22 protein-coding genes, 1 pseudogene and 2 riboswitches are annotated in these 24,590 nt (G+C 34.8%); of the genes and pseudogenes, 19 read left to right on the forward strand and 4 right to left on the reverse strand.

Annotated features, from left to right (window positions below):
• The first annotated feature begins 188 nt into the window (after positions 1-188).
• The 3 genes from ADJ83_RS26435 (at position 189) to ADJ83_RS02245 (ending at position 2,805) form a co-directional block, all read left to right on the forward strand.
• Positions 189-320, forward strand: coding sequence for a hypothetical protein (locus tag ADJ83_RS26435; RefSeq protein ID WP_269320377.1), 132 nt, complete (start codon positions 189-191; stop codon positions 318-320).
• A gap of 45 nt (positions 321-365) precedes the next feature.
• Complete coding sequence (locus ADJ83_RS02240; RefSeq protein WP_031536738.1) at positions 366-2,468, forward strand: class I SAM-dependent methyltransferase; 2,103 nt, start codon at positions 366-368, stop codon at positions 2,466-2,468.
• 157 nt (positions 2,469-2,625) lie between these two features.
• Positions 2,626-2,805 carry an H-type small acid-soluble spore protein gene (locus ADJ83_RS02245; RefSeq protein ID WP_031536739.1) on the forward strand — a complete coding sequence of 60 codons (180 nt, stop codon included), beginning with the start codon at positions 2,626-2,628 and terminating at the stop codon, positions 2,803-2,805.
• A 134-nt stretch (positions 2,806-2,939) separates the two neighbouring features.
• Here the strand turns inward: ADJ83_RS02245 and ADJ83_RS02250 are convergent, their stop codons facing one another.
• Positions 2,940-3,491, reverse strand: a complete 552-nt coding sequence (locus tag ADJ83_RS02250; protein WP_031536740.1) for a class I SAM-dependent methyltransferase — start codon at positions 3,489-3,491, stop codon at positions 2,940-2,942.
• Positions 3,492-3,839: 348 nt separating this feature from the next.
• Here ADJ83_RS02250 and ADJ83_RS26775 point away from each other — a divergent pair.
• The 13 genes and pseudogenes from ADJ83_RS26775 to ADJ83_RS02305 form a co-directional block, all read left to right on the forward strand.
• Positions 3,840-4,748, forward strand: a pseudogene (locus tag ADJ83_RS26775) (HAMP domain-containing protein); the annotation flags it as partial.
• Positions 4,743-5,690, forward strand: coding sequence for a methyl-accepting chemotaxis protein (locus ADJ83_RS26780; RefSeq protein WP_414630329.1), 948 nt, complete (start codon positions 4,743-4,745; stop codon positions 5,688-5,690). The pseudogene ADJ83_RS26775 and the gene ADJ83_RS26780, both read left to right, overlap by 6 nt.
• 215 nt (positions 5,691-5,905) lie before the next feature.
• Positions 5,906-6,841, forward strand: a complete 936-nt coding sequence (locus tag ADJ83_RS02260; protein ID WP_031536742.1) for a GTP-binding protein — start codon at positions 5,906-5,908, stop codon at positions 6,839-6,841.
• Positions 6,842-6,971: 130 nt separating this feature from the next.
• Positions 6,972-7,985 (forward strand): permease, encoded by a 1,014-nt coding sequence (locus tag ADJ83_RS02265; RefSeq protein ID WP_031536743.1) that lies wholly within the window; start codon positions 6,972-6,974, stop codon positions 7,983-7,985.
• Between the two features lie 128 nt (positions 7,986-8,113).
• On the forward strand, positions 8,114-8,884 hold the full coding sequence (locus ADJ83_RS02270; protein ID WP_031536744.1) for a TIGR03943 family putative permease subunit: 771 nt from the start codon (positions 8,114-8,116) through the stop codon (positions 8,882-8,884).
• A gap of 54 nt (positions 8,885-8,938) precedes the next feature.
• A riboswitch (TPP riboswitch) is annotated at positions 8,939-9,049 on the forward strand.
• A gap of 192 nt (positions 9,050-9,241) precedes the next feature.
• Entirely contained in the window at positions 9,242-10,066 is an 825-nt protein-coding gene (thiM, locus tag ADJ83_RS02275; RefSeq protein WP_031536745.1) for a hydroxyethylthiazole kinase, read from the forward strand.
• The gene (gene thiD, locus ADJ83_RS02280; RefSeq protein ID WP_031536746.1) at positions 10,063-10,863 is read left to right on the forward strand and encodes a bifunctional hydroxymethylpyrimidine kinase/phosphomethylpyrimidine kinase; all 801 of its coding nucleotides are present in this window, start codon (positions 10,063-10,065) and stop codon (positions 10,861-10,863) included. The genes thiM and thiD overlap by 4 nt, the downstream gene beginning before the upstream one ends.
• A gap of 25 nt (positions 10,864-10,888) precedes the next feature.
• The gene (gene thiE / locus ADJ83_RS02285; protein ID WP_031536747.1) at positions 10,889-11,548 is read left to right on the forward strand and encodes a thiamine phosphate synthase; all 660 of its coding nucleotides are present in this window, start codon (positions 10,889-10,891) and stop codon (positions 11,546-11,548) included.
• Between the two features lie 198 nt (positions 11,549-11,746).
• Entirely contained in the window at positions 11,747-11,875 is a 129-nt protein-coding gene (locus ADJ83_RS24715) for a YjcZ family sporulation protein (protein WP_081836594.1), read from the forward strand.
• Positions 11,876-12,207: 332 nt separating this feature from the next.
• Positions 12,208-13,482 (forward strand): ammonium transporter, encoded by a 1,275-nt coding sequence (locus ADJ83_RS02290; protein ID WP_031536748.1) that lies wholly within the window; start codon positions 12,208-12,210, stop codon positions 13,480-13,482.
• Positions 13,483-13,823: 341 nt separating this feature from the next.
• The gene (locus tag ADJ83_RS02295; RefSeq protein ID WP_031536749.1) at positions 13,824-14,807 is read left to right on the forward strand and encodes a DUF294 nucleotidyltransferase-like domain-containing protein; all 984 of its coding nucleotides are present in this window, start codon (positions 13,824-13,826) and stop codon (positions 14,805-14,807) included.
• A gap of 1 nt (position 14,808) precedes the next feature.
• Complete coding sequence (locus ADJ83_RS02300; protein WP_031536750.1) at positions 14,809-15,537, forward strand: exonuclease domain-containing protein; 729 nt, start codon at positions 14,809-14,811, stop codon at positions 15,535-15,537.
• Between the two features lie 43 nt (positions 15,538-15,580).
• Positions 15,581-16,153, forward strand: a complete 573-nt coding sequence (locus tag ADJ83_RS02305; RefSeq protein ID WP_048716696.1) for a GNAT family N-acetyltransferase — start codon at positions 15,581-15,583, stop codon at positions 16,151-16,153.
• 99 nt (positions 16,154-16,252) lie between these two features.
• Here ADJ83_RS02305 and ADJ83_RS02310 read toward each other — a convergent pair whose 3' ends face one another.
• The 3 genes from ADJ83_RS02310 to ADJ83_RS02320 form a co-directional block, all read right to left on the reverse strand.
• A complete protein-coding gene (locus tag ADJ83_RS02310; RefSeq protein WP_031536752.1) occupies positions 16,253-17,296 on the reverse strand; it encodes a ribonucleotide-diphosphate reductase subunit beta in 1,044 nt (347 codons plus the stop codon).
• A gap of 27 nt (positions 17,297-17,323) precedes the next feature.
• Positions 17,324-19,561 (reverse strand): ribonucleoside-diphosphate reductase subunit alpha, encoded by a 2,238-nt coding sequence (locus ADJ83_RS02315; RefSeq protein WP_031536753.1) that lies wholly within the window; start codon positions 19,559-19,561, stop codon positions 17,324-17,326.
• Between the two features lie 232 nt (positions 19,562-19,793).
• Positions 19,794-19,977: riboswitch (cobalamin riboswitch) on the reverse strand.
• A gap of 223 nt (positions 19,978-20,200) precedes the next feature.
• Entirely contained in the window at positions 20,201-20,551 is a 351-nt protein-coding gene (locus ADJ83_RS02320) for a hypothetical protein (protein WP_031536754.1), read from the reverse strand.
• Between the two features lie 281 nt (positions 20,552-20,832).
• Between ADJ83_RS02320 and ADJ83_RS02325 the strand changes: the two genes are divergently transcribed.
• The 3 genes from ADJ83_RS02325 (at position 20,833) to ADJ83_RS02335 (ending at position 24,434) form a co-directional block, all read left to right on the forward strand.
• A complete protein-coding gene (locus tag ADJ83_RS02325) occupies positions 20,833-21,585 on the forward strand; it encodes a DeoR/GlpR family DNA-binding transcription regulator (RefSeq protein ID WP_031536755.1) in 753 nt (250 codons plus the stop codon).
• The gene (gene pfkB, locus ADJ83_RS02330; RefSeq protein WP_031536756.1) at positions 21,582-22,490 is read left to right on the forward strand and encodes a 1-phosphofructokinase; all 909 of its coding nucleotides are present in this window, start codon (positions 21,582-21,584) and stop codon (positions 22,488-22,490) included. Before ADJ83_RS02325 ends, pfkB begins: the two co-directional genes overlap by 4 nt.
• A 66-nt stretch (positions 22,491-22,556) precedes the next feature.
• The gene (locus ADJ83_RS02335; protein ID WP_031536757.1) at positions 22,557-24,434 is read left to right on the forward strand and encodes a PTS fructose transporter subunit IIABC; all 1,878 of its coding nucleotides are present in this window, start codon (positions 22,557-22,559) and stop codon (positions 24,432-24,434) included.
• The last annotated feature ends 156 nt before the right edge of the window (positions 24,435-24,590 follow it).

Consider the following 24,590-nt stretch of genomic DNA (forward strand, 5'->3'; position numbering starts at 1 on the left):
TTCGTTTTATAAGAAATATCAACATTAAACTTTAACAGAGCCAAGTTAATAAATAACGAAATAGGATCTTAAATCCTTTTTTCCAAAAATATATTTTTTCAACCAAGGAATATTTTCAAGATTTTACTAATGTAACAAGAGATATTCAAAAGTCGATATTAATCATTGCAGGGGAGTCCGACGATGCGGTGGGACCAAATCATCATTTATCTTTTAACTGTAAAGAAGCAGAAATTTATGTTATAGATGGTGGTCATCATGCTTATATTGAAAATCAAGAACTATTTAAAAATGCTGTTCTTCGTTTTGTTAAAAGGTAAATTGAAGTTGTTTTGAAAAAAGATTCGTCAATAGGAGTGATTTCCATGCTTGAATCGTTACTATCCATTCAAAAAGTAAAAAAGGGAGATAAAGAGGAACTTCGTAACCATAGATGGCTGCAATATCTATATATTACAAAGGAAAAGAATGTTAACCTCGAACAAGTCCATTCCCTGTCAGAAATAGATAGTCATCCAGTATTGTCCTATATTGAAAGAGCGTTAGTGATTTTAGACAACAGTACAATTGTACATACGAGGGAGAAACAAATCCTTGAAGAAGTTTTGGTTTGGAGTGATGTGGCTAAATGTGGTTCCCCCTCCAAAAGGAGAGAATGGAGTCGACTTGGATTTCAATTAGGGATACATAATATAGGGTCTGCACAAATTTACGCAGAGGAAAAAATGAAACTGTCAATACAGGAAAGAGATCTGGAAAAAGAAGAACTTATTTTTACACTTATTTATACCCACGGACTTATTGGCCAATTTATTAGAGGAGAAGTCCGTTATTGCCAATTAGAACCTTTAATTGTCTATATCTATAAATACAATAAAGTAAATTCGACGGAATTTTTTAATCTTTTGTTAAATCAATGTATAATTGAAGCAGTTTCTCCACAAATCTGGAGTGATGTTCATCAAGAAGTTAAAGATGTTATTCGTTCTATTATAGGAGGCATAAGAGAAAAAGAGCTTTCTTTAAAGGAGAGAATAAAGAGACTAAGAAATTCGGCAATAAAACGTGGAGAAAACTTTGATCAAGTGTATGATCAATTGTTCTCAAGTCTGAAGCTTAAAGAGCTATTTCAAATTTTTTTTAATAAAACAGATATGTGGTATGTAGAGTCTGCACTTCATGATTTCGCTTTCGAAGAATTTTTAAAAATCTTCTTACTCATTTATCAAAAAGCCAATCCATTAACAATAAAACAAATCAGCTTTGAACCCTTTATGAAGAATATTTATTATGATTATAAAGGGAAAAAGACTGTAAATTTATATAAAAAGAGGATTATTGAGGCATATTTGAAAGAACATACTTTAGAAGAATTAATTGTCGGAAGACAGAGTATAAATGCTCATGTTGAATTAACGATTATTCCACTTAATACTGTAAATGAAAATATTTGTGTAACTTTTACTTATTCCAAGGCAGGCGAAAAATTAATTGAATTCTGTCAAGAAGCAGAAAAATCGCCACTTTACGAACGTGCTATCATCCTTTTATATGATTTCTTTGGCTTTCGCAAAGATGGTTTTGATCGCTTGCAAAATGAAACAAAATACCTTACAGATATGAACAATGCAGAAAATCATAAAAAGCTTATTGCTGACTATGCAGTTGGTAATATAATGCTTGACATAGGTTCAGGCGGAGGGGTAATGTTAGATATTTTATCTGAAAAACATCCACATGCAGAAATTATCGGAATGGATATTTCAATAAATGTTATCGAAGCATTAGAAAAAAGAAAAAGAAGAGAAAAGAAATCTTGGTTGGTGAAACAAGCTGATGCGCTTCAATTAAAAGAATCGTTTGAGCTTAATAGTATAGATACAATAATATACTCTTCTATCCTCCATGAAATGTATTCTTATATACCCTATAATGGCAAAAAATTTAATCGAGAAGTTATCATCCATAGTCTTAAAAGTGCATTCGATGTGCTAAAGCCTGGCGGAAGAATCATTATCAGAGATGGGATTATGACAGAGCCAAAAGAGGAATTAAGGCAAATAGAATTTAAAAAATCAGATGGCATCGAATTTTTTAAGCGATATGTAAAGGATTTTAAAGGAAGAAATATCATATACAAGCAATTAGAAGAAAACACTGTTCAGCTCCTCGTTAATGATGCAATGGAATTTCTCTATACATATACATGGGGAGAAGAAGCCTATCCCCATGAAGTACAAGAGCAGTTTGGCTATTTTACTCCAAGTGAATATAAAGAGGCTATACAAAATGTGATCGGGAATAATGGCGAAATCCTGATGTTTCGCCATTACTTGCAAGAGGGCTATGAGGAGCATCTTTTGCCTGATGTGAAAGTGACAGATATCGAGCAGAAGTTAGTTAGCCTTCCTGATAGTACTTGTTTTATTGTTATCGAGAAAAGGAACGGTAGTCATTATAAAAAATAGAGTATTTCAAAAGCCAACTAGGTCTATTCAAAATTAACAGAATAAAAATGTCAGTACTTTCACATAATGAAAAAAGGTTTTAATTAAAATTAGAACCGCAATCTTCTTCATGACATATGAATGTAAGAAGGTTCTTTCAAAGAAAGTAGGTGATATTTTGGATATTAACAGAGTGAAGCAAATACTATCCTCATCAGCTGAAATAGAGGTTCAGTATAACGGAGTGTCTGTGTGGATTGATGATATAAAAGAAGAAGATGCGACTGTAATTGTTCATCTGGTAGGTGGTATGGAAGAACAGACGGAAGTAGATATAGCGAGCTTAAAAGAAATCTAAATCAAAGACAACCACTAATTTCCTAGTGGTTCTTTTTATATGCTTTTTCAAAAAAATGCTTCCTCACTATTAACTAGAAACTAGACAAAAAGATGGAAGGAAGCGTATTTTATCTGTCATTATTGTAAATTTTCTTATCTTTTCACTGCATCTATAATGAGAGAGGGAAATGCTAATTTATCCCCTTGATTCCTTGGATCAAATTGTTTTGACCGGAAAATCACACCATCTTCTCCATACCACTCATTCTTGTGAAAAATCCCGTCTTCATCACAATACTCTAATAAGTGAACCTTAAAGTCTGCTAGTTCGAACATTTTTCGCAATGTATGATAGGTATGGACAAATTGATGGCTAGCTGCTGGATGTTCCTTTGGTCCTGGCCCACCAATTTGCACGATTTGCTGATACGACTCGTCCGGGAAGAATCCATCTGGAACTGCACAACGAACATAACCAGAATGTTTTAAGTAATGGTAGCAAATGGAGGCAGCTTGAACACCTTGTTCAAAGGTTAAGTGCTCCCATACATGTTCCGCTAAAATGGCCGTAATGGATGAATGTTCAAAACGTTGCCAGGTTGATTCATCTAAAAGGTTTAGTTCTTCTTCTTGGGTATGAATCCATCCAGGGTTATTTCTAAATTCCCCTGCACCTATCACAACTTTTATCGGCGGTTTCTCCATAAATCTCTCCTTGCTCTTTATTTTAAAAATTTTAATTATACTGTAATATAAGCCTGACATTTGTGCAAGAAAAAACTGTTAACGAGTAACAAGTAGAAAATATGACTTATGGCATAGGAATCATGTCCTATCTATTGTAAAATAAGAGAGCTGAGGAATGATTTACCTATTTATTTTTGTTTATATGTATGCGTATACAAAGAGAGGGCGGTTAGTATGAGAAAATTTCCATTTCGAAAAAATATCGGAATACCAATTAAGAAAAAGCTTGTTTTTTCCTTTTTAGCAATGCTGTTAATCCCAAGTATCCTAATTGGTGCATTTTCGTTTCTATATGCAAATAATCAAATGGAAAAGGATTTTATAAACAATGCAAGCACTAATTTAAATGTGTTAGATACATCTATAACTAATTTAATGTCACAAAAAGTATATGATGTTTCTGCACTGTCAGAAACGATAACAAAAGAAGCAATGGAGAAAAAACCAGCTAGTCTGCAGACCACTATAGAGCAATACATTAAAGTTCATCCAGAGGTTTCGAGCATTTATATTGCAACAAATGATGGAAAACTTATTCAGAAGTCTACAGAAGAATTGGACGATCAGATGGATCCAAGATTAAGAGATTGGTATAAATCCGCTGTAAATCAAGGAGGACAAGTGGTTATTATGGATCCATATTTATCTCCCGTTTCTAAAAAAATGGTGATTACAATTGGCAAAACAATTGCGGACAACGCAGGGGTTATAGCAGTTACGATGAATCTAGATTATTTAGCAGAACTAGCAAGTGATATAAAGTTTGGCAAAGAAGGTTATGTTATACTGCTTGACCAGAAAAAACGTTTCATTGTTCACCCTGAAGAAAAGCAAGGAGACATTGTAAAGGAAATATTTTATGAAACCCTTTACAAAAAAGAATCTGGAACATTGGATTATATAGTAGATAAGGTTAATAGAAAAATGGTCTATCAAACAAATAAGCTTACAGGCTGGAAGTTAGCTGGGACACTGGAAAAATCAGAAATTGCAAATCATACAAAAGGCCTTTTGTATGCGATTACAGTAATATTAGCTGTTTCCCTTATTGTTGGTGGAATAATGATGGTCATAATCGTTCGCTCTATTATTAAACCAATAAAAAAATTAAAGAGTCACGCTACAATGGTAAGCAATGGCGATCTAACAAAAACAATTCATATGGAGACAAAAGATGAAATTGGCGAATTATCGACTGCTTTTCAATATATGCAGGATAACTTACAAAAACTTCTCCGAAATATCGAAAATAGTTCGGAGAGTGTTGCAGCAAGTGCAGAACAGTTAACAGCAAGCGCCAATGAAGTAACGATTGCATCAGAACATGTAACGAATACCATTCAGCAAGTTGCTAGTGGAGCTGAAAGACAGACAAAAGGAATAGAGCATAATGCAGATGATATTGAATCCATCTTAAATGGTACGAACAAAATCGTTGAATATAGTAAGAATGTTTCAGAACTATCTACTGAAACATTGACGAAAGCTTATACAGGTGGAAATGCTATTCAGGCAACACTAGCACAAATGGATGTGATAAATGAGGCTGTAGCAGAATCAAATAAAATGATTAAGGAATTAGTGGAGCAGTCAAAGCATATTGGAAAAATTACGGAAAGTATTACGACAATTTCAGAACAAACAAATCTGTTAGCCTTAAATGCTGCAATAGAAGCAGCAAGAGCAGGGGAAAAAGGGAAAGGATTTGCAGTTGTGGCAAATGAAGTTCGAAAACTTGCTGAGCAGTCAGGTGAATTTGCAAGCAATATTTCTCAGCTGATTAAGGATGTTCAAAAAACGACTGAAAATACAGTATATAGAATGTCAGAGGTGTCTAACGCTGTACAAACAGGGATGAAAGTAACGGATGAATCAAATACGAAGTTTCAAGAAATAGTTATTAGTATGAATGAAATGACACCACATATTCAAAATGTTACATCTACATCAAATGAAATGGCTAAAACGCTTAAAGAAGTAAGTGTAACAGCTGGCGAATTAGCACAAATTGCATATGAAAATTCTACATCGTCTGAAGAAGTTGTATCTTTAACAGAAGAACAGTTAGCTGCCATAGAAGAAATTTCAGGCTCGGCAAAAAATTTATCAGAAATGGCAGATCAGCTTAGAAGGAATCTTTATCAGTTTACCTATTAATTTGTCATAATAAAATATCCTCTTGCATAAAGTAGCGATAGCATTATCCCACTCATAAACGGCAGTAAATCCTTCATCTTTTGCTATTGAGAATGGGAGGAAGATAAGTGGAAGATCAACTGTCCTGAAAGGTCCGATTGGTTCAACCATTCATCAGGGTGGAGGAAGACACCCCTTACTGATGGTTCGTTTCACTATAAGCAGGAGGTTTTATGATGAAAAAAATCAACGTTTATTTAATAAATGGATTTCTTGGCAGTGGGAAAACAACAACGCTTTTAAAATGTATGGAGTATTTTAAAGGGAAAAATAAGAAGTATGCTATTATCTTGAATGAACTTGGCGAAACGAATATAGAAAGGCATCTATTTCATGATGAATCACTCTATGAACTTTTGAATGGGTGTGTATGCTGCTCCATTAAAGATGATTTAAGAACTACCCTGGATGATTTAACAGAGACTTTATATAAGGAAAATATTGAAGTCGTTTTATTAGAAGGAACAGGTGTAGCTAATCCTTCTGAAATAATGGAGACATTTAATGAAAAGGCTTATAGAGAAGTTTTTCATATTGCTGAAAGTATTTGCTTGATTGATAGTTTGCACTTTATAGAATATACAAGCGTTTTTTCGAGTAGTAAAGAAGTAAGACAATTGCAGAAAGAACAAATTGAAAATGGGACAATGCTTGTTTTAAATAAAATAGATCAACTATCAAGTAAACAGGCAATCGAAAAAGTAGAAAAAAGGATTAGAAAAATAAATGCAGATGCACCGTTGATACATAGTAAATATGGGAATGGTGTCACAGAATTTTTAGAAAAAAAGCAAATAAACAGCAATAAAGAACATTCCATTTCATTTCATCACCACCACCACCACCATCACCACCACCATCATATTAAAGCGATAAAATTAGTGCAAACAACTGCCATGACCAAAAGGGATTTAAGAGATTTTTTAAAAAACAATCAAGATAAACTTCTGCGCGCTAAAGGCACTATAAAAAATAGTGAAAATCAATTATGGTATCACTTTCAATATGCATCAGGACTATTGGAATGGCAAAAAGTATCAGAAAATGTTCCGAATAGAAAAGGAGAAATTATCATAATAGGAGAAAAATTACCAAAAGAAGTAAGTATTTAATTCTATGGAGTGTAGTCTTATGGAACCTTATAAGCCTACACTCTTTTTATGGTATGTATGCATAATTGGTTAGGACAAGCATAGATATGTAATAAGTAATAGTAGACCGATGTAAGAAAAGGAGCATACTATGTCCATCCCAACTCGTTTAAAGGATATTTTTATATTTGGCTTGTTTATGGCTTTAATGTATTTGTTTTTTTTCGGAGATATATATGTTGCAAATAAAATCAATTTTGAGATGCCAGATCAGATTAAAACCATTTTTGTCTTTTTTTTAGGGATTTTTCTGGAGGCTTTACCGTTTTTATTGTTAGGGGCAATTGCTTCCTCTATTATCAATCTCTATATTTCGGAAGAAACGATAGCAAGAATCATGCCTAAAAATCCGTTTATAGCAATTATAGTGGCATTAATTGCTGCATTAATTACACCAGTGTGTGAATGTGCGATCATCCCAGTTGTTCGCAGGCTGATCCAAAAAGGTATTCCGGTTCATATTGGTGTGGTGTTATTAATGGGGGCGCCGATTCTAAACTTCATTGTTTTTGGGAGTACATACTATGCTTTCCAAAATAATATATCGATTGCATATGGGCGTTTTATTATTTGTGTTTTAGCAAGCATCATAGTAAGTTTTATTATTTACATGCTTTTTTCTAAGCAAAAGGTATTAAAAACACACCGAGAGGATTTAATGTCATCGGTTCCGGTTAATGAGAATAAAGGTGATTCGAAGTGGAAAGGCATTCTGCATCATACATGCCATGAATTCTTTACAATTGGCAAATATTTTATTATCGGAGCAGTTTTTGCGAGTGTAGCTCAAGTATATTTAAAGGATAGCTATATTATGCAAGCAGGAGAATCATCGATTGAAGGAACTGCAGTTATGATGGGTCTGGCATATGTATTATCCTTATGCTCAGAAGCAGATGCTTTTGTGGCAGCTTCCTTTTCAAGGACGTTTACCCCTGAAGCAATTATCGGCTTTTTGGTGTTTGGACCGATTCTCGATTTTAAAAATACATTCGTTATGATGGCTTCCTTTCGAATCAAGTTTGTCCTATTATTTATATTGATTGTGACGATTGTTGTATATATCCTATCTGTATTATCAGGATTCTTTTTATCACCCTCTTAAACTTCGGTAAAAGAGACTTGTTTCTTTTTAAGGTAGAGAATTAAGTGAATCTATTGCTGAAAGTTCGAAAACTTCTATTAAGGAAGTTCATTTTATGTTAGATTAATTCAAAATAAGGAGGAAAAGCGGTGAAAATCAAATGGAGTCCAACATGGCAATTGGCGAATGAGCTGCAAGGGATTGTGCTGATTGGCTTTAGTCTCCTTATTTTTAAATTGTTGGTAACAGGTGATGTGACGCGACTTGTTGAGCCTAATATGGTTCCGTTTCTATATATCACGATGTTCTTGTTATTTTTTCTCGGCTTTTTTCGTTTGCTAAATAGCAATTTAAAGGGAGCAGATTGTGACTGTGATGTGTGTGATGAAAATGCTTCGTTAATGAACCTAGCACTGTCTTATTTCTTATTTTTTAGTCCGTTATTTTTGTTTTTCACCTTACAAGATATGTCGTTTAACAAGAGCATTCTTCCCAATGTTCAATACGAACATGGACAGACGTCTTCTGTAAGTCAAGCTATTTCTGAGGCGGAGGAAGACATGATGATAATAGATGATGATAATTATCTGCAATCGATGGATAGGATTAACAGTAATTTGGACAATATGATTGGAAAAGAAATCACGATTACCGGCTTCATTCATCGACAGGAATCCTTTACGGATAAGGAGGCGGTCATTGCAAGATATGTCATGACACATTGCATTGCTGACCTTGGAATATACGGCTATATGATAGAAGGAGATGTTGGTGGTTTACAAAGCGATCAATGGTTTTCATTAAAAGGGAAATTGGATAAGAAGGAATATGAAGGTCAAGTGATTCCAGTGATTAAAATGGATAAAGCTGAAAAAACGGTAGCACCTGAGGAAGATTATTTATATGCATTAGACTATTAGCCTACAATTCTTGCATTATTCGAATATTTTCGCTAAAATTTAAATGAAATCAATTGAATAAGAATCGGGAGCTTGTTTGAAACAGGCTGAGAGTATGGCTATTCTGCCATTGACCGAATGAACCTGTTGGATAATGCCAGCGTAGGGAGGTGTCTAGTATAGAAGAACACTTTGCTTAGGCGTAGTGTTTTTATTTTTGTCATAATTGCTGAAATTAGCACGTAGCTTCCTATTTTTTCGCGTGCTTTACATTACAGTCAGTTATGGCTTTTTTACTATGTATAATTTTATATAGTGATAATAGTAGGAAGTAAATAAAACTATTAATAAAGAAACAAGAAGGGAATGAGTTATTAGATGAACGAAATATATGAAATGATTCCAATAGTAATAACAAGAGTAAGAAATAAAATACCACTTATTCATAATATTACGAATGTAGTAGTTACAAATTTTACAGCAAATGGGTTATTGGCATTAGGGGCTTCACCAGTAATGGCATATGCAAAGGAAGAAGTTGCAGATATGGCAACAGTAGCAGATGCCCTTGTACTTAATATCGGTACATTAACGGCTGGAAATGTGGAGAGCATGATTATTGCCGGAAAGGCCGCAAATGTCGCCAATACACCTGTTATTCTGGATCCTGTTGGAGCAGGTGCAACTAGGTATCGTACAGAATCTGTCCATCGCATTATGAAGGAAGTAGATATTACATTACTTCGAGGCAATGCAGCAGAGATAGCTAATGTTGCTGGGATAAAAGCGGAAGTGAGAGGTGTTGACTCTGTAAATGTACATGATAATCGTGAAATTGCGTTAGAAGCATCAAAGCTTTTACAAGTACCTGTTGTCATTACGGGTGAACAAGATGTCGTATCCGTTAACGGGAAACTTACTCTCGTTGGTAACGGTCATGAGATGTTGACAAAAGTTACAGGAACTGGCTGCTTACTTTCAGCCATTCTCGGAGCCTTTATTGCTGTGGAAGGAGATATATTACTATCTTCTACAGCTGCTTTAGTTACATATGGGATCGCTGCAGAACTTGCCTTTGAAAAAACGAAAGAGGATGGTCCAGGAAGTTTTCAAATGGAATTATTAAATCGATTAGCGAAAATTAACGAAGCTGATGTAAAGAAATGGATGAAAGTGGAAATAGAAGAGGAGGCACATCAATGACTACTGCAAAAGCATTAACAATCGCAGGATCTGATAGTGGAGGAGGAGCTGGGATTCAGGCCGATTTAAAAACATTTCAAGAGCTTAAAGTGTTTGGAATGAGTGCTATTACAGCTGTAACAGCACAAAATACACTGGGGGTAGATGGAGTGTATCCAATGTCATTGGAGGCGATTGAACAACAAATAGAATGCATAGCTGTTGATTTAAAGCCAGATGCTTTAAAAACAGGGATGCTGTTTAATAGTGAAATTATCGAATTAGTAGCAGATAAAATAAAGCAATACAAGTGGGAGAATTTGGTGGTAGATCCTGTAATGATTGCTAAAGGTGGTGCTAATTTACTTCAAAAAGTAGCAATAGATGCCATGAAAAAAAAGCTTCTACCAATAGCTACAGTATTGACTCCGAATATACCAGAAGCCGAGGAATTGACTGGATTGAATATTCAAAATATGGAGGATAGGAAAGAAGCAGCGAAAAGATTATCAGCGTTGGGAGTTTCCAATGTCATTATTAAAGGGGGACATGGAAAGGAAAAGGAGTCTGTTGATTTACTCTATGATGGAACTTGCTTTTCAAGTTTGTTGGCCAAAAGAATTCCAACTAAAAACACGCATGGAACCGGCTGTACTTTTTCTGCTGCAATAACAGCAGCTCTTGCAAATGGTTATTCAGTTAAGGATGCCTTTCAATTAGGAAAAGATTTTATTCACCAAGCAATTAAAATGGATCTTCATATAGGAAGCGGACATGGTCCGACAAATCATTGGGCTTACCAAGAAAGTAAAAGGTAGGCACAAATAGCTATTCGGAGGAAATATGACAATATATACAAGTGAAAAAATAAAAGAATTGCTAAAAGTGTATTTTATTATGGGAAGCAATAACAGCAGCTTAGCTCCTGATTATGTACTAGAAGAAGCATTAAAGGGCGGCATTACGGTGTTCCAATTTAGAGAGAAAGGAAGCGATGCATTAGAAGGAGAAGCAAAATTTCAACTTGCAAAAAGAATGCAAAAATTATGTAATCATTATAATGTTCCATTTCTAGTCAATGATGATATTGAACTCGCGATAGCATTAGATGCAGATGGAGTGCATATTGGCCAGGAGGATGAGAATGCAATAAAGGTTCGAGAATGGATCGGTAATAAGGTATTAGGTGTATCTGCTCATTCAATAGAGGAAATAAAGCTGGCAATGGAGGCAGGAGCTGATTATATCGGCATTGGTCCCATTTATGCAACAAGCACAAAAAAAGATGCGAAGGAAGTGCAAGGAACATCCCTTATCGAAAAAGTTAAACAACTAAATCTTCGAATACCAATAGTAGGAATTGGCGGGATTACGATCGATAATGCATATCCTGTAATTAAAGCAGGAGCAGATGGAGTTGCAATTATTTCGGAAATTAGCATGGCAGATAATCCCTATGAGCAAACAAAGCGACTAAAGAAAGTGGTTACTGACCAAGAGTAGCTGTATTTTGGTGGAAGCTTTCATTCAAATGCAGGTTTTTTGCGGAAAAATAGACATTCACCCAACCCAAATATATATCCTTGCATACAATAATTTTGTAAGAGGAGCTAGTTAAGAAAAAATATAGAGGCTCCTTCCTCGTTAACCAGTTATAGAAATGGTTAATATACTACAAAAATGAGAAAGGGAGATGTATATATGTACGGTTATGGTGGATATGGTTATGGTTGCGGATATGGCGCTGGTGTTGGATATGGCGGCGGATTCGCGCTAATCGTTGTATTATTTATCTTATTAATTATCGTTGGTGCAACTTTTATTTGCTAATATACGAATGAAAAGCTGACTTCTTGTCAGCTTTTTTTACATTTATAGAGGACGGGATTAGTAGTGGGGAAAATGAGAAGAATCGTGCCCGTTTAACTTGTTATTATGATAACGCTTACTAAAATAGGGTGAAAAATACATAAAATTATATTGGAAAATCAAAAAAATGTAGAATAAAATGAAACTAGTTATAATATTTTAATTTTTAAGAAAATTAATTTTCAAATTCTTATTGACAGAAAATTTAATATAGGTAAAATAAAGTTATTAGAGTGTTAGATTATGTGACACTTGATGGTAAGTATATATACATAAAGGGGGAAGGAATCTTAATGGAAAATTTAGAGTTTTTGATGAACAGCTTGTGGACAATGGTTGCTGCAATTTTAGTTATTTTTATGCTTGGTGGATTTATATTATTAGAAGCAGGTTCCACAAGAATGAAAAATGCGGGACATATCGCAGGAAAAACAATCTTTACTTTTGGAATTGCCTCATTAGTATTCTGGGCTGTAGGTTACGGATTCATTTTTGGAGATAATGCAAATTTCTTTGTAGGGATGAGCGACTTTTTCTATGGAGGAGGGCAAGTTGAGGATGCTGGGTTACAAACTACCGTATTCTTTGTCTTCCAACTAGCTTTTGCTGGAATTTCCTTAACGATTGCTCTAGGAGGATTTGCAGAGCGTGCGAAATTATCTGTATATCTAATTTTCTCTATATTATTTGGTATTTTGGTTTATCCAATCATTGCACACTGGATTTGGGGTGGCGGCTGGTTAGCAACGCACGGCAAACAAGACTTTGCTGGATCAACGGTTGTTCACTTAACTGGTGCTGCGGCTGCATTAGCTGCAACAATGCTATTAAAACCACGTATTGGTAAATATAATCCAGATGGTTCTGCTAACCCAATATTCGGACATAACCAAGTTTATACTGCGCTTAGTGTATTGATTCTTTGGGTAGGTTGGTTTGGATTTAACGCTGGTAGTACTGTTTCTGTTTCAGATGGATTTTTCGGATATGTTGCATTAAACACAAACTTAGCAGCAGCAGCTGGTGCAGTTGCAGCATTGTTAATTTCTTGGATTGTGTTAGGTAAATCTGATATCACAACAATGCTAAATGGGGCATTAGCTGGTCTTGTTGCAATTACAGCGTCTTGTGCGTTCGTAGAACCATGGGCAGCAGTTGTTATTGGTTTAATTGCTGGAGTTCTTGTATTTTACAGTGCTCGTTTCTTTGAAAGTAGAAAAATTGACGATCCAATCTTTGCCTTATCTGTACACGGAACAGCAGGGATTTGGGGTACGTTATCAAATGGTTTATTTGCGACAGCAGAGTTAGCTGAGTATACTGGCGTAGGTAAAGCTGGTCTCTTCTACGGTGGAGGATTTGGGCAATTAGGTATTCAAGCACTTGGTGTAATAACTTGTGGACTTTTCGCTTTTGCAGTAAGCTATGTCATCCTATTTGTTATCAAGAAAGTCAGCGGACTACGTGTAACAGAAGAGGAAGAAATCATGGGCTTAGATATCAGTGAACATGGTTCATATGGTTACCCTGAAACTTTCTTATCAAAAGAAGAAACAAAAAGCTTATAAGTAATGGTTAATAGCCCTTTTTAAGGATAATGCTACTGAACCTACTAGGATAGGAGTCTCGCTGAAAAGTGGGGCTTTTATCTTTTTTTAAACTATAGGGCATTGCTTATTTGTTTAGTTGTTAAAGTTTATCCATAAATCCATTTTGAAAATAAGGTTCACAGCTTGAATACGTTTTATAGGTAATAGTGTATGGTGATTTGTGAATGACGGAAATATCCTTTTATGAAAGTTTCTCTTTATGAAAAGAGTCAGGGATAAAGATAACATGATAAGATAGACATAAATATAAATTGAATGTAAATATACTATGAATATCTTTTACCAAAGGAAGTGCATGGATGTGCTCTGAAAATAGACGATTAACTGAGCTAAAAAAGGAAAAGGAAGTTTTTTTAAAAACAAATAGGTATAATAGCAAGGAATTAAATAAATTTCATGATGGAATATTTAATTGTTTATTTCAATATATCCTCTCTGAATATATTAAAACAAATGGAGAACCTCCGTGCTCCTTTGTATGGTTTGTAACAGGAAGTGCTGGTAGAAAGGAACAGGGGATTTTAAGCGATCAAGATCATGGGATTATTTATGAGAAAACAGAAATAACCTGCAATCAATATTTTATGAAACTCGGAAAATGGATTAGTGATGCTTTGGATGAGATAGGATATCCATACTGTGAAGGAAATGTCATGAGCAGTAATTCAACATGGTGTAAATCTTTAGAAGAGTGGAAACAACAATTACATCAATGGTTGGTAAAAGAAAACTGGGAATCGATTAGATTTTTGCAAATTTTTTATGACAGCAGAAAAATTTTTGGAGACCAAGAATATGTTCAGGAATTAAGAAACTATATACATCAGTATTGTGTTATGCATCCAGCCCTTTTAAAAAGATTTATGAATAATGTGATGCGGATAAAAAAAGGGGTAGGAATATTTGGCCAATTTTTCGTTGAAAGATCTGGAAGTCACAAAGGCTCCATTCATTTAAAACATACCATGTATTTGCCGTATGTAAATTCAATTCGACTTCTTTCCATTCGAGAGAGAATTCAAGAAACATCTACAATAGAACGAATAAGGTCTTTGCGAGAGATAAAGAAATATGACGAATGGTTAAAAGCCTATGAATATTCATTTAATAGAATATTAGAATATCGAATCATTTTATTTAAAGAAGCAAAAACATATGAAGACGTTCATTATTTGAATATCAAACAGTTATCGAAAGAACAGAGGCAAGAAATAAAAACGTTAATGCGAAATGGTATCAAATTATATCAACAAGTACAAAGGATAATGGAAAAAGGGTGTTAACATGGGAGTAGAATCATTTCTTCAATACATGAGAGATTTATACGGAAAAGTCAATTCGAGTGTATTGCATGCTACCTCGAGTGGAAGTAATTCACAGCAAATCGCTTTTATGCGCCAGCTTCAGAAAGATTTAAAAGTTGAAGTTGCTTCCAGATTGCCATTAGATAATTTAAAAGCTGTTGTTTTTGATATAGAAACAACGGGTTTTTTACCCGATAAAGGGGATCAAATTATTTCAATTGGTGCAGTTAAAGTGCAAGGGTGTCAGATCCTAGAGGAACAATTTTATACATTAGTGAATGCGGGTGTTGAAATACCAGAAGAAATTAGTCGCCTAACAGGAATTCAAACCAATGATTTGCAGGATGCCCCGCCCTTATCCGATGTACTTGTACAATTTTTTGAATTCATAGACGAGGATACCCTTGTAGCCCATCACTCCTCGCATGAGAAAAGCTTTATGCAATCTGCATGCTGGAAAAGTTTCAAAACGCCTTTTAAGCATCGAATTGTAGATACGGCCTTTTTATTTAAAATTGTTGAACCAAACATAAAGATATTAACATTGGAGGACTGGTGTACATTTAGTGATATTCCAGTAATCGATCGTCATCATGCATTGGGTGATGCTAAATTAACTGCTATTCTATGGTGTCATTATTTAGAAAGGGCACAAAAATTAGGATGTCGTACTTTACAAGATATCTACGAAAGACTAGCTTTACGATAAATTATTCATGAGAAGATTTTAACATTTATGGTGGTGAATTTCGATGGGCGTATTTGAAACAGAAAGATTGCTGCTAAGAAGGTGGCAAGAATCGGATTACAAAGATTTATATGAATATGCAAAAAGGGAAGATGTTGGTCCGTTTGCAGGTTGGGCTCCCCATAAAAGCGAGCAAGAAAGCAAAGATGTAATTCGCTATTTTTTACAAAATAATAATTCGTATGCTATCGTTTGGAAAGAGGAAAATAAAGCGATTGGCAGTATTGGGTTTCATAAGCGTACACCGGATGTTAGGCTTTCTCATTTAGCACAGCGTGAAGTTGGGTTTGCCTTAAATCCAGCCTATTGGGGTAGAGGGATTGTACCAGAAGCGGTTAATCATCTTTTAGTTTTTGGATTTGAACAATTGCAATTGGATTTGATCTGGTGTGGACATTTTGATTTTAATAAAAAGTCAAAACGAGTTAATGAAAAATGTGGTTTTCAATATCGTTTTCAGAAAAAAGATCGCTATAAGCTTTTTAACAATCAAATCATCACGAGCGTCTATTATTGTATGACAAAAGAAGATTATTTCGAAAAAAAACAGCAAAGAGCTAAAAAGGTATTTATCTAATACAAATATATAAAGTTAGAATTAGTTGAATGAAATACAAAGAGTGCAGGAAATGATTAAAAGGAGCAACAGTGACAGTTGCTCCTTTTAATTTTTAGTTTATAGCTCGTCAAATCCGTTGTCTACATGGTTGACTTTTACATATTGACGTGATTTCTGTTCAAAGAAATCCGATTTTCCTAAATCTACATCTTCGTATGCTTTGATCCAGCGTAATGGATTTTTGCGATAACCTTCAAATGGGCGATTAAATCCAAGCTGATTAGCTCTTACATTCGCATAAAACTTTATATAATCTTCTACATCTTGCAGAAGAATTCCATCGATTTTATTGCCGATAATATATCTTGCCCACTCAATTTCTAATTCTGCAGCTTCCTTCATCGTATCCTCCACGAAAGAGGCGAGTTCTTCGTTGTTATATTCTGGATATTGGTTTAGAACTTCTTTGAATATTTTTACAAACAAATCAACATGAATTTGTTCATCACGATTAATATAGTTAATCATCGTGCTAGTTGCTACCATCTTTTGATTTCTTGCTAGGTGGTAGAAAAAAGCAAATCCTGAATAGAAAAATAAACCTTCTAAAACTACATCATATACCATCGATTTTAATAGGTTATTAGGAGTTGGATTTTCTGCAAAATAAGCATATCCATTTGTTACAAACTCATTTCTTTTTTCAAGGATTGGCTCTGTTCGCCAAAATTCAAACACTTCCTCTTGCTTTTCCATTGGAACTAAACTAGATAGAACATATGAATAGGAATGATTATGAATAACTTCCTGTTGTGCCAAAATAATCATTAAAGCAGATACGCTTGAATCTGTTAAATAATCTGCTACTTTCCCTGCATAATCTGTTTGGATACTGTCTAATAAAGCTAATAAGCCAATAATCTTTAAAAATGCATCCTGTTCATCGTCAGATAGTTCAGGGAATTGCTTCATATCTTGACTCATATTAATTTCAAACGGTGTCCAAAAATTAGCAAGCATTTTTTTGTATTTCGGGAACGCCCATTGATAGCGAACATCATCCCAGTTTAATATATTGGAGCATTCTCCATTAATAATGGCTGTTGATTTATTTGGTGCTTGTTTATTCATAATGGGTCTTTTTTTAACGACTTCTTCCATTTTATTTTCCTCCTTATCATACAGTAATCAGCTAGAGCAAGAATCGCAATCTTCTACTTCAGAGGAAGTAGATCTTAAATAATAGGTTGTTTTTAAACCGTTTTTCCAAGCTGCTACATGTAAATCTAGTAACTCTTTTGCTTTAATCGTATTTTGGACATATAGATTAAAAGATATTGCTTGATCAATATGTTTTTGACGTTTAGCTGTTTGTTTAATACTCCAATGTTGATCAATCAAATAGGCAGATTTATAAAACCATGTTGTATCCTTATTTAGATCTGGTGCTGTAACAGGAATTTTATAATCTTTTTTCTCTTCTGAATATTGTTTTTTGAATATTGGATCAATGCTTGGCGTGCTTCCAGCGATTAAAGCAGTGGATGCGTTTGGTGCTACAGCTAATAAATAGCCATTGCGTAATCCGCTATCGTGGACAGTTCTTTTTAATGCTCCCCAATCGTATTTACTTTCTACTGCATCATAACCTCTTTTTGTAAAATAAGCTCCAGTTTCCCAATCGGAACCTTGAAAAACAGGATACAAACCTTTTTCCTTTGCTAATTCTGCGCTTGCGGAAATAGTTAAATAGCTAATTTTTTCATATAAATCGTCTGCATAGGATACAGCTTCATCTGATTCCCATTTAATTTGCTTTAATGCAAGTAAGTGATGCCATCCAAAGGTTCCAAGACCAATAGCACGATATTTTTGATTTGTAAACTGTCCTTGGATAACAGGAATAGTATTTAAATCAATGACGTTATCAAGCATTCGTACTTGAATGGGAATTAATCGTTCTAGAACATCAGCGGTAACAGATTTTGCTAGATTTATAGAAGAAAGATTGCAGACTACAAAATCTCCTGGGGTTTTTTCAATAATAATTCTGCCATCTTCATATTTTTGCTCTGTTACTATTGTAGGACTTTGATTTTGAACAATTTCTGTGCAAAGATTTGTACAATAAACCATACCTAAATGGCTATTTGGATTTTTGCGATTTACTTCATCTCGATAAAACATAAAGGGAGTACCAGTTTCTAATTGACTTCTTAATATACTTTTCATAATATTAATTGCTGGAACAATTTCCTTTGATAAATCAGGATGGTTTACACATTCTTCATATTTTGCCCGGAATGAACCTTTTCCCATTTCTTCATCAAAGAAATCCTCCAAATTATATCCCATTACTGTTCTTACTTCATGAGGGTCAAATAAATACCAATCTTCCCGTTTCTCTACTTTTTCCATAAATAAATCAGGGATGCAGATTCCTGTGAATAGGTCATGTGTGCGATATCGCTCATCGCCATTATTTAGTTTACTATCTAGGAAGGAAAAGATATCTTTGTGCCAAACATCTAAATAGACGCTTATAGCACCTTTGCGTTGCCCGAGCTGGTCGACACTGACAGCTGTATTGTTTAGCTGCTTCATCCATGGGATAACACCAGATGATGCACCTCTAAATCCTTTTATAGCACTACCGCGACTTCTTATTTTTCCGAGATAAACACCAATTCCTCCACCGTTTTTTGATAGATTTGCAATATCTGTATTGCTATCATAGATAGATTGTAAAGAGTCATCAATTGTATCGATAAAGCAGCTTGACAATTGACCCCAGTTTTTCCCAGCATTAGATAGAGTAGGAGTAGCTACGGTCATATAAAGATTGCTTAGTGCCCAGTAAGCTTCTTTTACCAGTGTTAATCGGCTCTTTTTTGGTTCATTTTTCATTAAGTGCATACTAATAATCATAAAACGCTCTTGTGGTAATTCGAAAACTTGTTTTTGATGATCACGAGCTAGATAGCGATCAGAGAGCATCCGAAGTCCGATATACGTAAATAAATAATCGTTTTTCTGTTGAATAACTGATTCAAGCTCTGTGATATCCTCTTTTGTATATGTATCAAGGATAGAAGGATGATAGATTCCTTTTTTGGTTAAAGTATCAATTAAATGGTAAAAATTTTCGTATGCATTTTGGTTGGTAGAATGACGGTTTTCCTTTCCTTGTCTATATAGGTCATTTAATAGTAAGCGAGCAGCAACATAAGTCCAATCTGGGGAATTTTCATCCATATAGCTTAATGCTTCCAGAATAAGTTGATGAATAAATTCTTCTTCCTTTATTTCATGCTTATTCTCTACATATTGTTTTGCTCGAGTTTTAAGCGGTTGGAAATCTAAATGGTGATAGTCTTTTTCTAGTTCATCAAAAAGGAAAAGTGTATCATTTTCTATTGTTTTCATAGTAAACCCCCTAGTAATTAATTTTAGAAGCTACTTTCTACATTTTTTGTTGCTTTGGGAATATGCGAGAAATGCATAGATATCTATTTATTTCTCCACAACAGGGTAGAAAAAGCCAATAAAAAAAGCCACTCAACTTGTTGAGTGGATCAAACGATGGCATAAAGCTATCCCAAAAGTGTGTATGGGGTTAAGTTTATACCATCGTTTCATCATCTCAAAGTCCCGGAGTAATGAAACACAAGTGTTTGGCAGGTCTCCTGGCTAGTGAATTATCCTACACTAAGACCTTCCCGAGAAGAATATTCTCAGTGGTTTTCTTAGTTCGTATCACATACAGTTGCGGGTACAGCTTCGGCTTCGCACCGAATTCCCTATTAAGTCCTTATAAGGACACCAAAACTTGTGGCATATTAAATTTTTTCGTAACTATTCTATGAAACGAATTTGTCATTCTCTACGACAAATGTAAATGTCTTTCAAAAAAAAGTCGCTTCTTAAGAAGCGAAAAAGAGACATTGGATATTGAGAGTTGTTATATTAACTATATATAGTAAGATTTTGTTGATTATCAACTATATATTGATTTGATAGTATCATACAATCCATCTTTACGCAATTACTTTCTATTAAAATAATTTAGGTTAGGAGAAGTACGAGATAAAATAATAGGATAAAAGCCGCTCCGAAAATTATAAAATATTTAGACCATACATGTGGAAGTTTTTTTCGTTGTATTCCTTTATTAAAACTGATAAGGGAAAGGCCATTTTTATAAATAACAAAATAAATTAACGCAAATCCGATGTATTGTAAGATAAATAATCCAGTAAGGGACTGTTTGTTCTCCAAGAAATGAACATTAGGATAAGAATAGCCAGTAATAAGCTTTATGATCATATCATTAACCGTTCCAAATAGTGCAAATAAGAGTACGGCTGAAAATAGAATTTTAACCAATTCTAAATAGAAGTAGGGGATTTTTTTCATACTTTCATTCCTTTTCATTTATTAATATTAATTTAGTACCAGAACAAAGGATACCATAAACATTTAATAATTGTTAATTAAATATGCTAGATTCGGGTAATATACAGGTAATTATACTGTGATTTCCTGAATGAAAATTCTGATTATACTAAAAACGTTCACAAAACGTCAAAAATATGATAATATTTGATTGTTTTTGAAAGAAAATGCTTGAAATGCGAAATCGTTTACATTATGATGTTGTTAGAGGAAAGACAACCCGAAGAGGGAGTGTGATAATCTTGTTAACACCTGAAAGGCATGAATTAATTGTACAATTGCTTAAACAGCATAGTGTTGTGAAAATACAAGAGTTAATAGATATTACTAATACATCTGAATCAACAATTAGACGAGATTTAACACAATTAGAGCAAGAAGGTTTTTTAAAAAGAGTACATGGTGGCGCTGCAAGGCTTCAAGGAAAAATAAAAGAGCCTAGCATGAGTGAAAAAGCGTTCAAAAACGTTCAAGAGAAGAAAATGATCGCAGCTTTTGCAGCAAATCTCGTAGAGGATGGCGATAGCATTTATTTGGATGCAGGATCGACCATTACAGAAATGCTACCATTTTTAAAAAATCGCGATATTGTAGTTGTGACAAACGGTCTTATGCATTTGTCCAGCTTACTAGAAGCTCGCATTCAAACCTTCCTAACGGGAGGGTATGTAAAAGAAAAGACAAATGCATTAGTGGGTCGTGGTGCCATACTTAGTCTTGATCATTACCGTTTTGATAAATGCTTCATGGGTGTTAATGGTATTCATCCTGAATATGGGTATACTACACCTGACCAAGAGGAAGCCATGGTGAAAAGCAAGGCTTTATCATTATCCAGAGAAGCATTCTTTCTCGCAGATGACAGTAAGTTTTCAGAAGTCTATTTTTCTAAAATAGCGAATTTGCATGAGGCTTCTATTATTACAAACTCCCTTGATGATGAAGTAAACGATTTATATTCAAGGAAAACTAGTATAAAGGTTGTGAAAGAATGATTTATACCCTAACCTTAAATCCTTCTGTCGATTATATTATCGAAGTTAAAGAAGTGCATTTAGGAGAGCTTAATCGATTAGAAAAAACAAGTAAATTTGCAGGTGGAAAAGGGATTAATGTTTCCAAAGTATTAAAAAGAATGGGCGTGCAAAGTAAAGCGTTAGGTTTTGTTGGCGGTTTTACGGGTAGTTTCATTGAAACGCAATTACTTGCCGAAAAGATTGACACTGATTTTGTGAAAGTCGAAGAAGATACACGTATCAATGTGAAATTAAAAGCAGATACGGAAACAGAATTAAATGCAAGTGGACCAACAATCTCTGCAGAAAAATTCCAAGCGTTAAAGGATAAGATTGCTTCTTTAACTTCAGAAGATTTACTCGTATTAGCAGGAAGCGTTCCATCAACCTTACCGAAAACAACTTATGAGGAGCTTGTGAAAATTTGTCATGAAAACAATGTTTCATTTGTTGTCGATGCAGAAGGGGAGCTACTAAAAGCAGTCTTGCCGTATCATCCATTTTTAATAAAGCCTAATCATCATGAGCTAGGTGATTTGTTTGGAACAACGATTACGAATGCGCAAGAAGCAATCCCATATGGAAAAAAATTAGTAGAAATGGGTGCACAAAATGTAATTGTTTCCTTAGCGGGCGAAGGAGCTATATTAATTAGCCAACATGAAGAACTAATTAGTACAGTACCAAAAGGAGAAGTGCAAAGCTCTGTTGGTGCAGGAGATAGTATGGTAGCAGGATTTCTTGCTAAATATGTAGAGACACAGGATATGAAAGAATCCTTCCGCTATAGCATTGCTTCAGGAAGTGCTACAGCATTTTCGATAGGATTATGTACAAAGGAGAAGGTAGAGAGTCTCCTTCCACAAGTCCAACTACAAGCATAAAACGGAATTCATTTAACAAAATAGTAAGGTTGAAATAGAAAATTAATGAAAAAGGAGCGTTATGGGATGAAAATTACCGAATTATTAACGCAAGAAACTATCCTTTTAAATATTGAAGGAAATGGAAAGATTGATGCAATCAATCAACTAGTCGATATTCTTTATTCAGCAGGAAAGTTAATAGATAAAGAAACGTATAAAGAGGCTATTTTAAAAAGGGAAGAGCAAAGTACAACAGGTATTGGGGAAGGGATTGCCATTCCTCATGCAAAAACAAGTGCAGTAAAATCTCCTGCTATTGCATTTGGTCGATCTACTAGTGGGGTTGATTATGAGTCACTAGATGGGCAGCCTGCCAATCTATTCTTTATGATTGCAGCACCAGACGGGGCAAATAATACACATTTGGAGGCATTATCAAGACTATCAACTTTATTGCTAAAAGAAGAAGTTCGTTCGAAGCTGTTAAATGCTGCTTCTAAACAGGATGTTCTTGCAGTTATTGATAGCTATGATGTCGAGGAAGAATCACAAGAGGAAAATATAGCAGATAAAAAGAATTTCATAGTTGCAGTAACTGCTTGTCCTACTGGTATTGCTCATACTTATATGGCAGCCGATTCATTAAAAGCGAAAGCTGCTGAAATGGGTGTAGACATTAAGGTTGAAACAAATGGATCTGGCGGAGCGAAAAACGTTCTGACAGCAGAAGAAATTGAAAATGCAACAGCCGTAATTGTGGCGGCAGATACAAAAGTACAAATGGAGCGTTTTAATGGAAAACATGTGCTTGAAACCCCTGTTGCAGATGGTATCCGTAAACCAGAAGAATTAATTAATCGAGCTTTGAAAAAGCAAGCTCCAGTTTATCAAGGTGGTTCTGGTAGCTCTAGCGAAGGAAAAGAGGAAGGAAAAAAAGGGATTGGAGGCCAAATTTATAAACATCTAATGAGTGGTGTATCAAATATGTTACCATTCGTTGTTGGAGGCGGGATTCTAATCGCTATATCTTTTATGTTCGGTTATAACTCAGCTGATCCAAATGATCCAAGCTATAATGCGTTTGCAGCGGTTATTAAGTACATTGGTGGCGATAATGCTTTTGCCTTATTAGTACCAGTTCTTGCAGGGTTTATTGCAATGAGTATTGCTGATCGCCCAGGCTTTGCACCAGGTATGGTTGCCGGCTTTATGGCAGCACAAGGTGGTGCCGGATTCCTTGGTGGCTTAATCGGTGGTTTCTTAGCTGGTTATATAGTAATTGGTCTGAAAAAATTATTAGAAGTTCTTCCAAGATCATTAGAAGGTATAAAAACGATTTTACTCTATCCATTATTAGGAATTTTCTTTACCGGTCTTATCATGAATTACGTTATCATGGAGCCAGTTTCAGCAATCAATACAGGGATGACTAACTGGTTATCAAATCTTGGTACAGGAAATGCTGTTCTCCTTGGAATTATATTAGGTGCAATGATGGCTATAGATATGGGAGGGCCAATCAATAAATCAGCATATGTCTTTGGTACAGGTCTTATTGCTAATGGTGTTTTTGAACCAATGGCTGCAATCATGGCTGGAGGTATGGTTCCTCCACTTGCAATTGCGTTAGCAACTGTTTTATTTAAAAAGAAATTTACGAAACAAGAAAAAGATGCAGGCTTAACAAACTTTATTATGGGATTATCGTTCATTACAGAAGGTGCCATTCCATTTGCTGCAGCAGATCCATTGCGTGTTATTCCATCTGTAGCAATTGGAGCAGCAGTAACAGGCGGGCTATCCATGCTATTTAATATTGGACTAAGAGCACCACATGGCGGTATTTTTGTTGTTGGATTGGTTGATGGAAATCCGATGTTATACCTACTAGCAATTGTAATCGGTGCTGTTGTATCTGCGTTATTGTTAGGATTATTAAAGAAACCCGTAGAACAAAAATAGATGGAATGAACTATTAGATAGAGAGATCATCCACTTATTAAGCAAGTTGAGACTATACACATTACTGAATGCAGTGTGTATAGTCTCATTTTTGTATGTTTTTATAAGAGGTTGGGACAAATCTAAATAACTAATCTTTAAAGACGAACAATCTCT

It is taken from the genome of Bacillus sp. 522_BSPC, from assembly GCF_001076885.1.
Taxonomy (GTDB): Bacteria; Bacillota; Bacilli; order Bacillales; family Cytobacillaceae; genus Niallia; species Niallia hominis.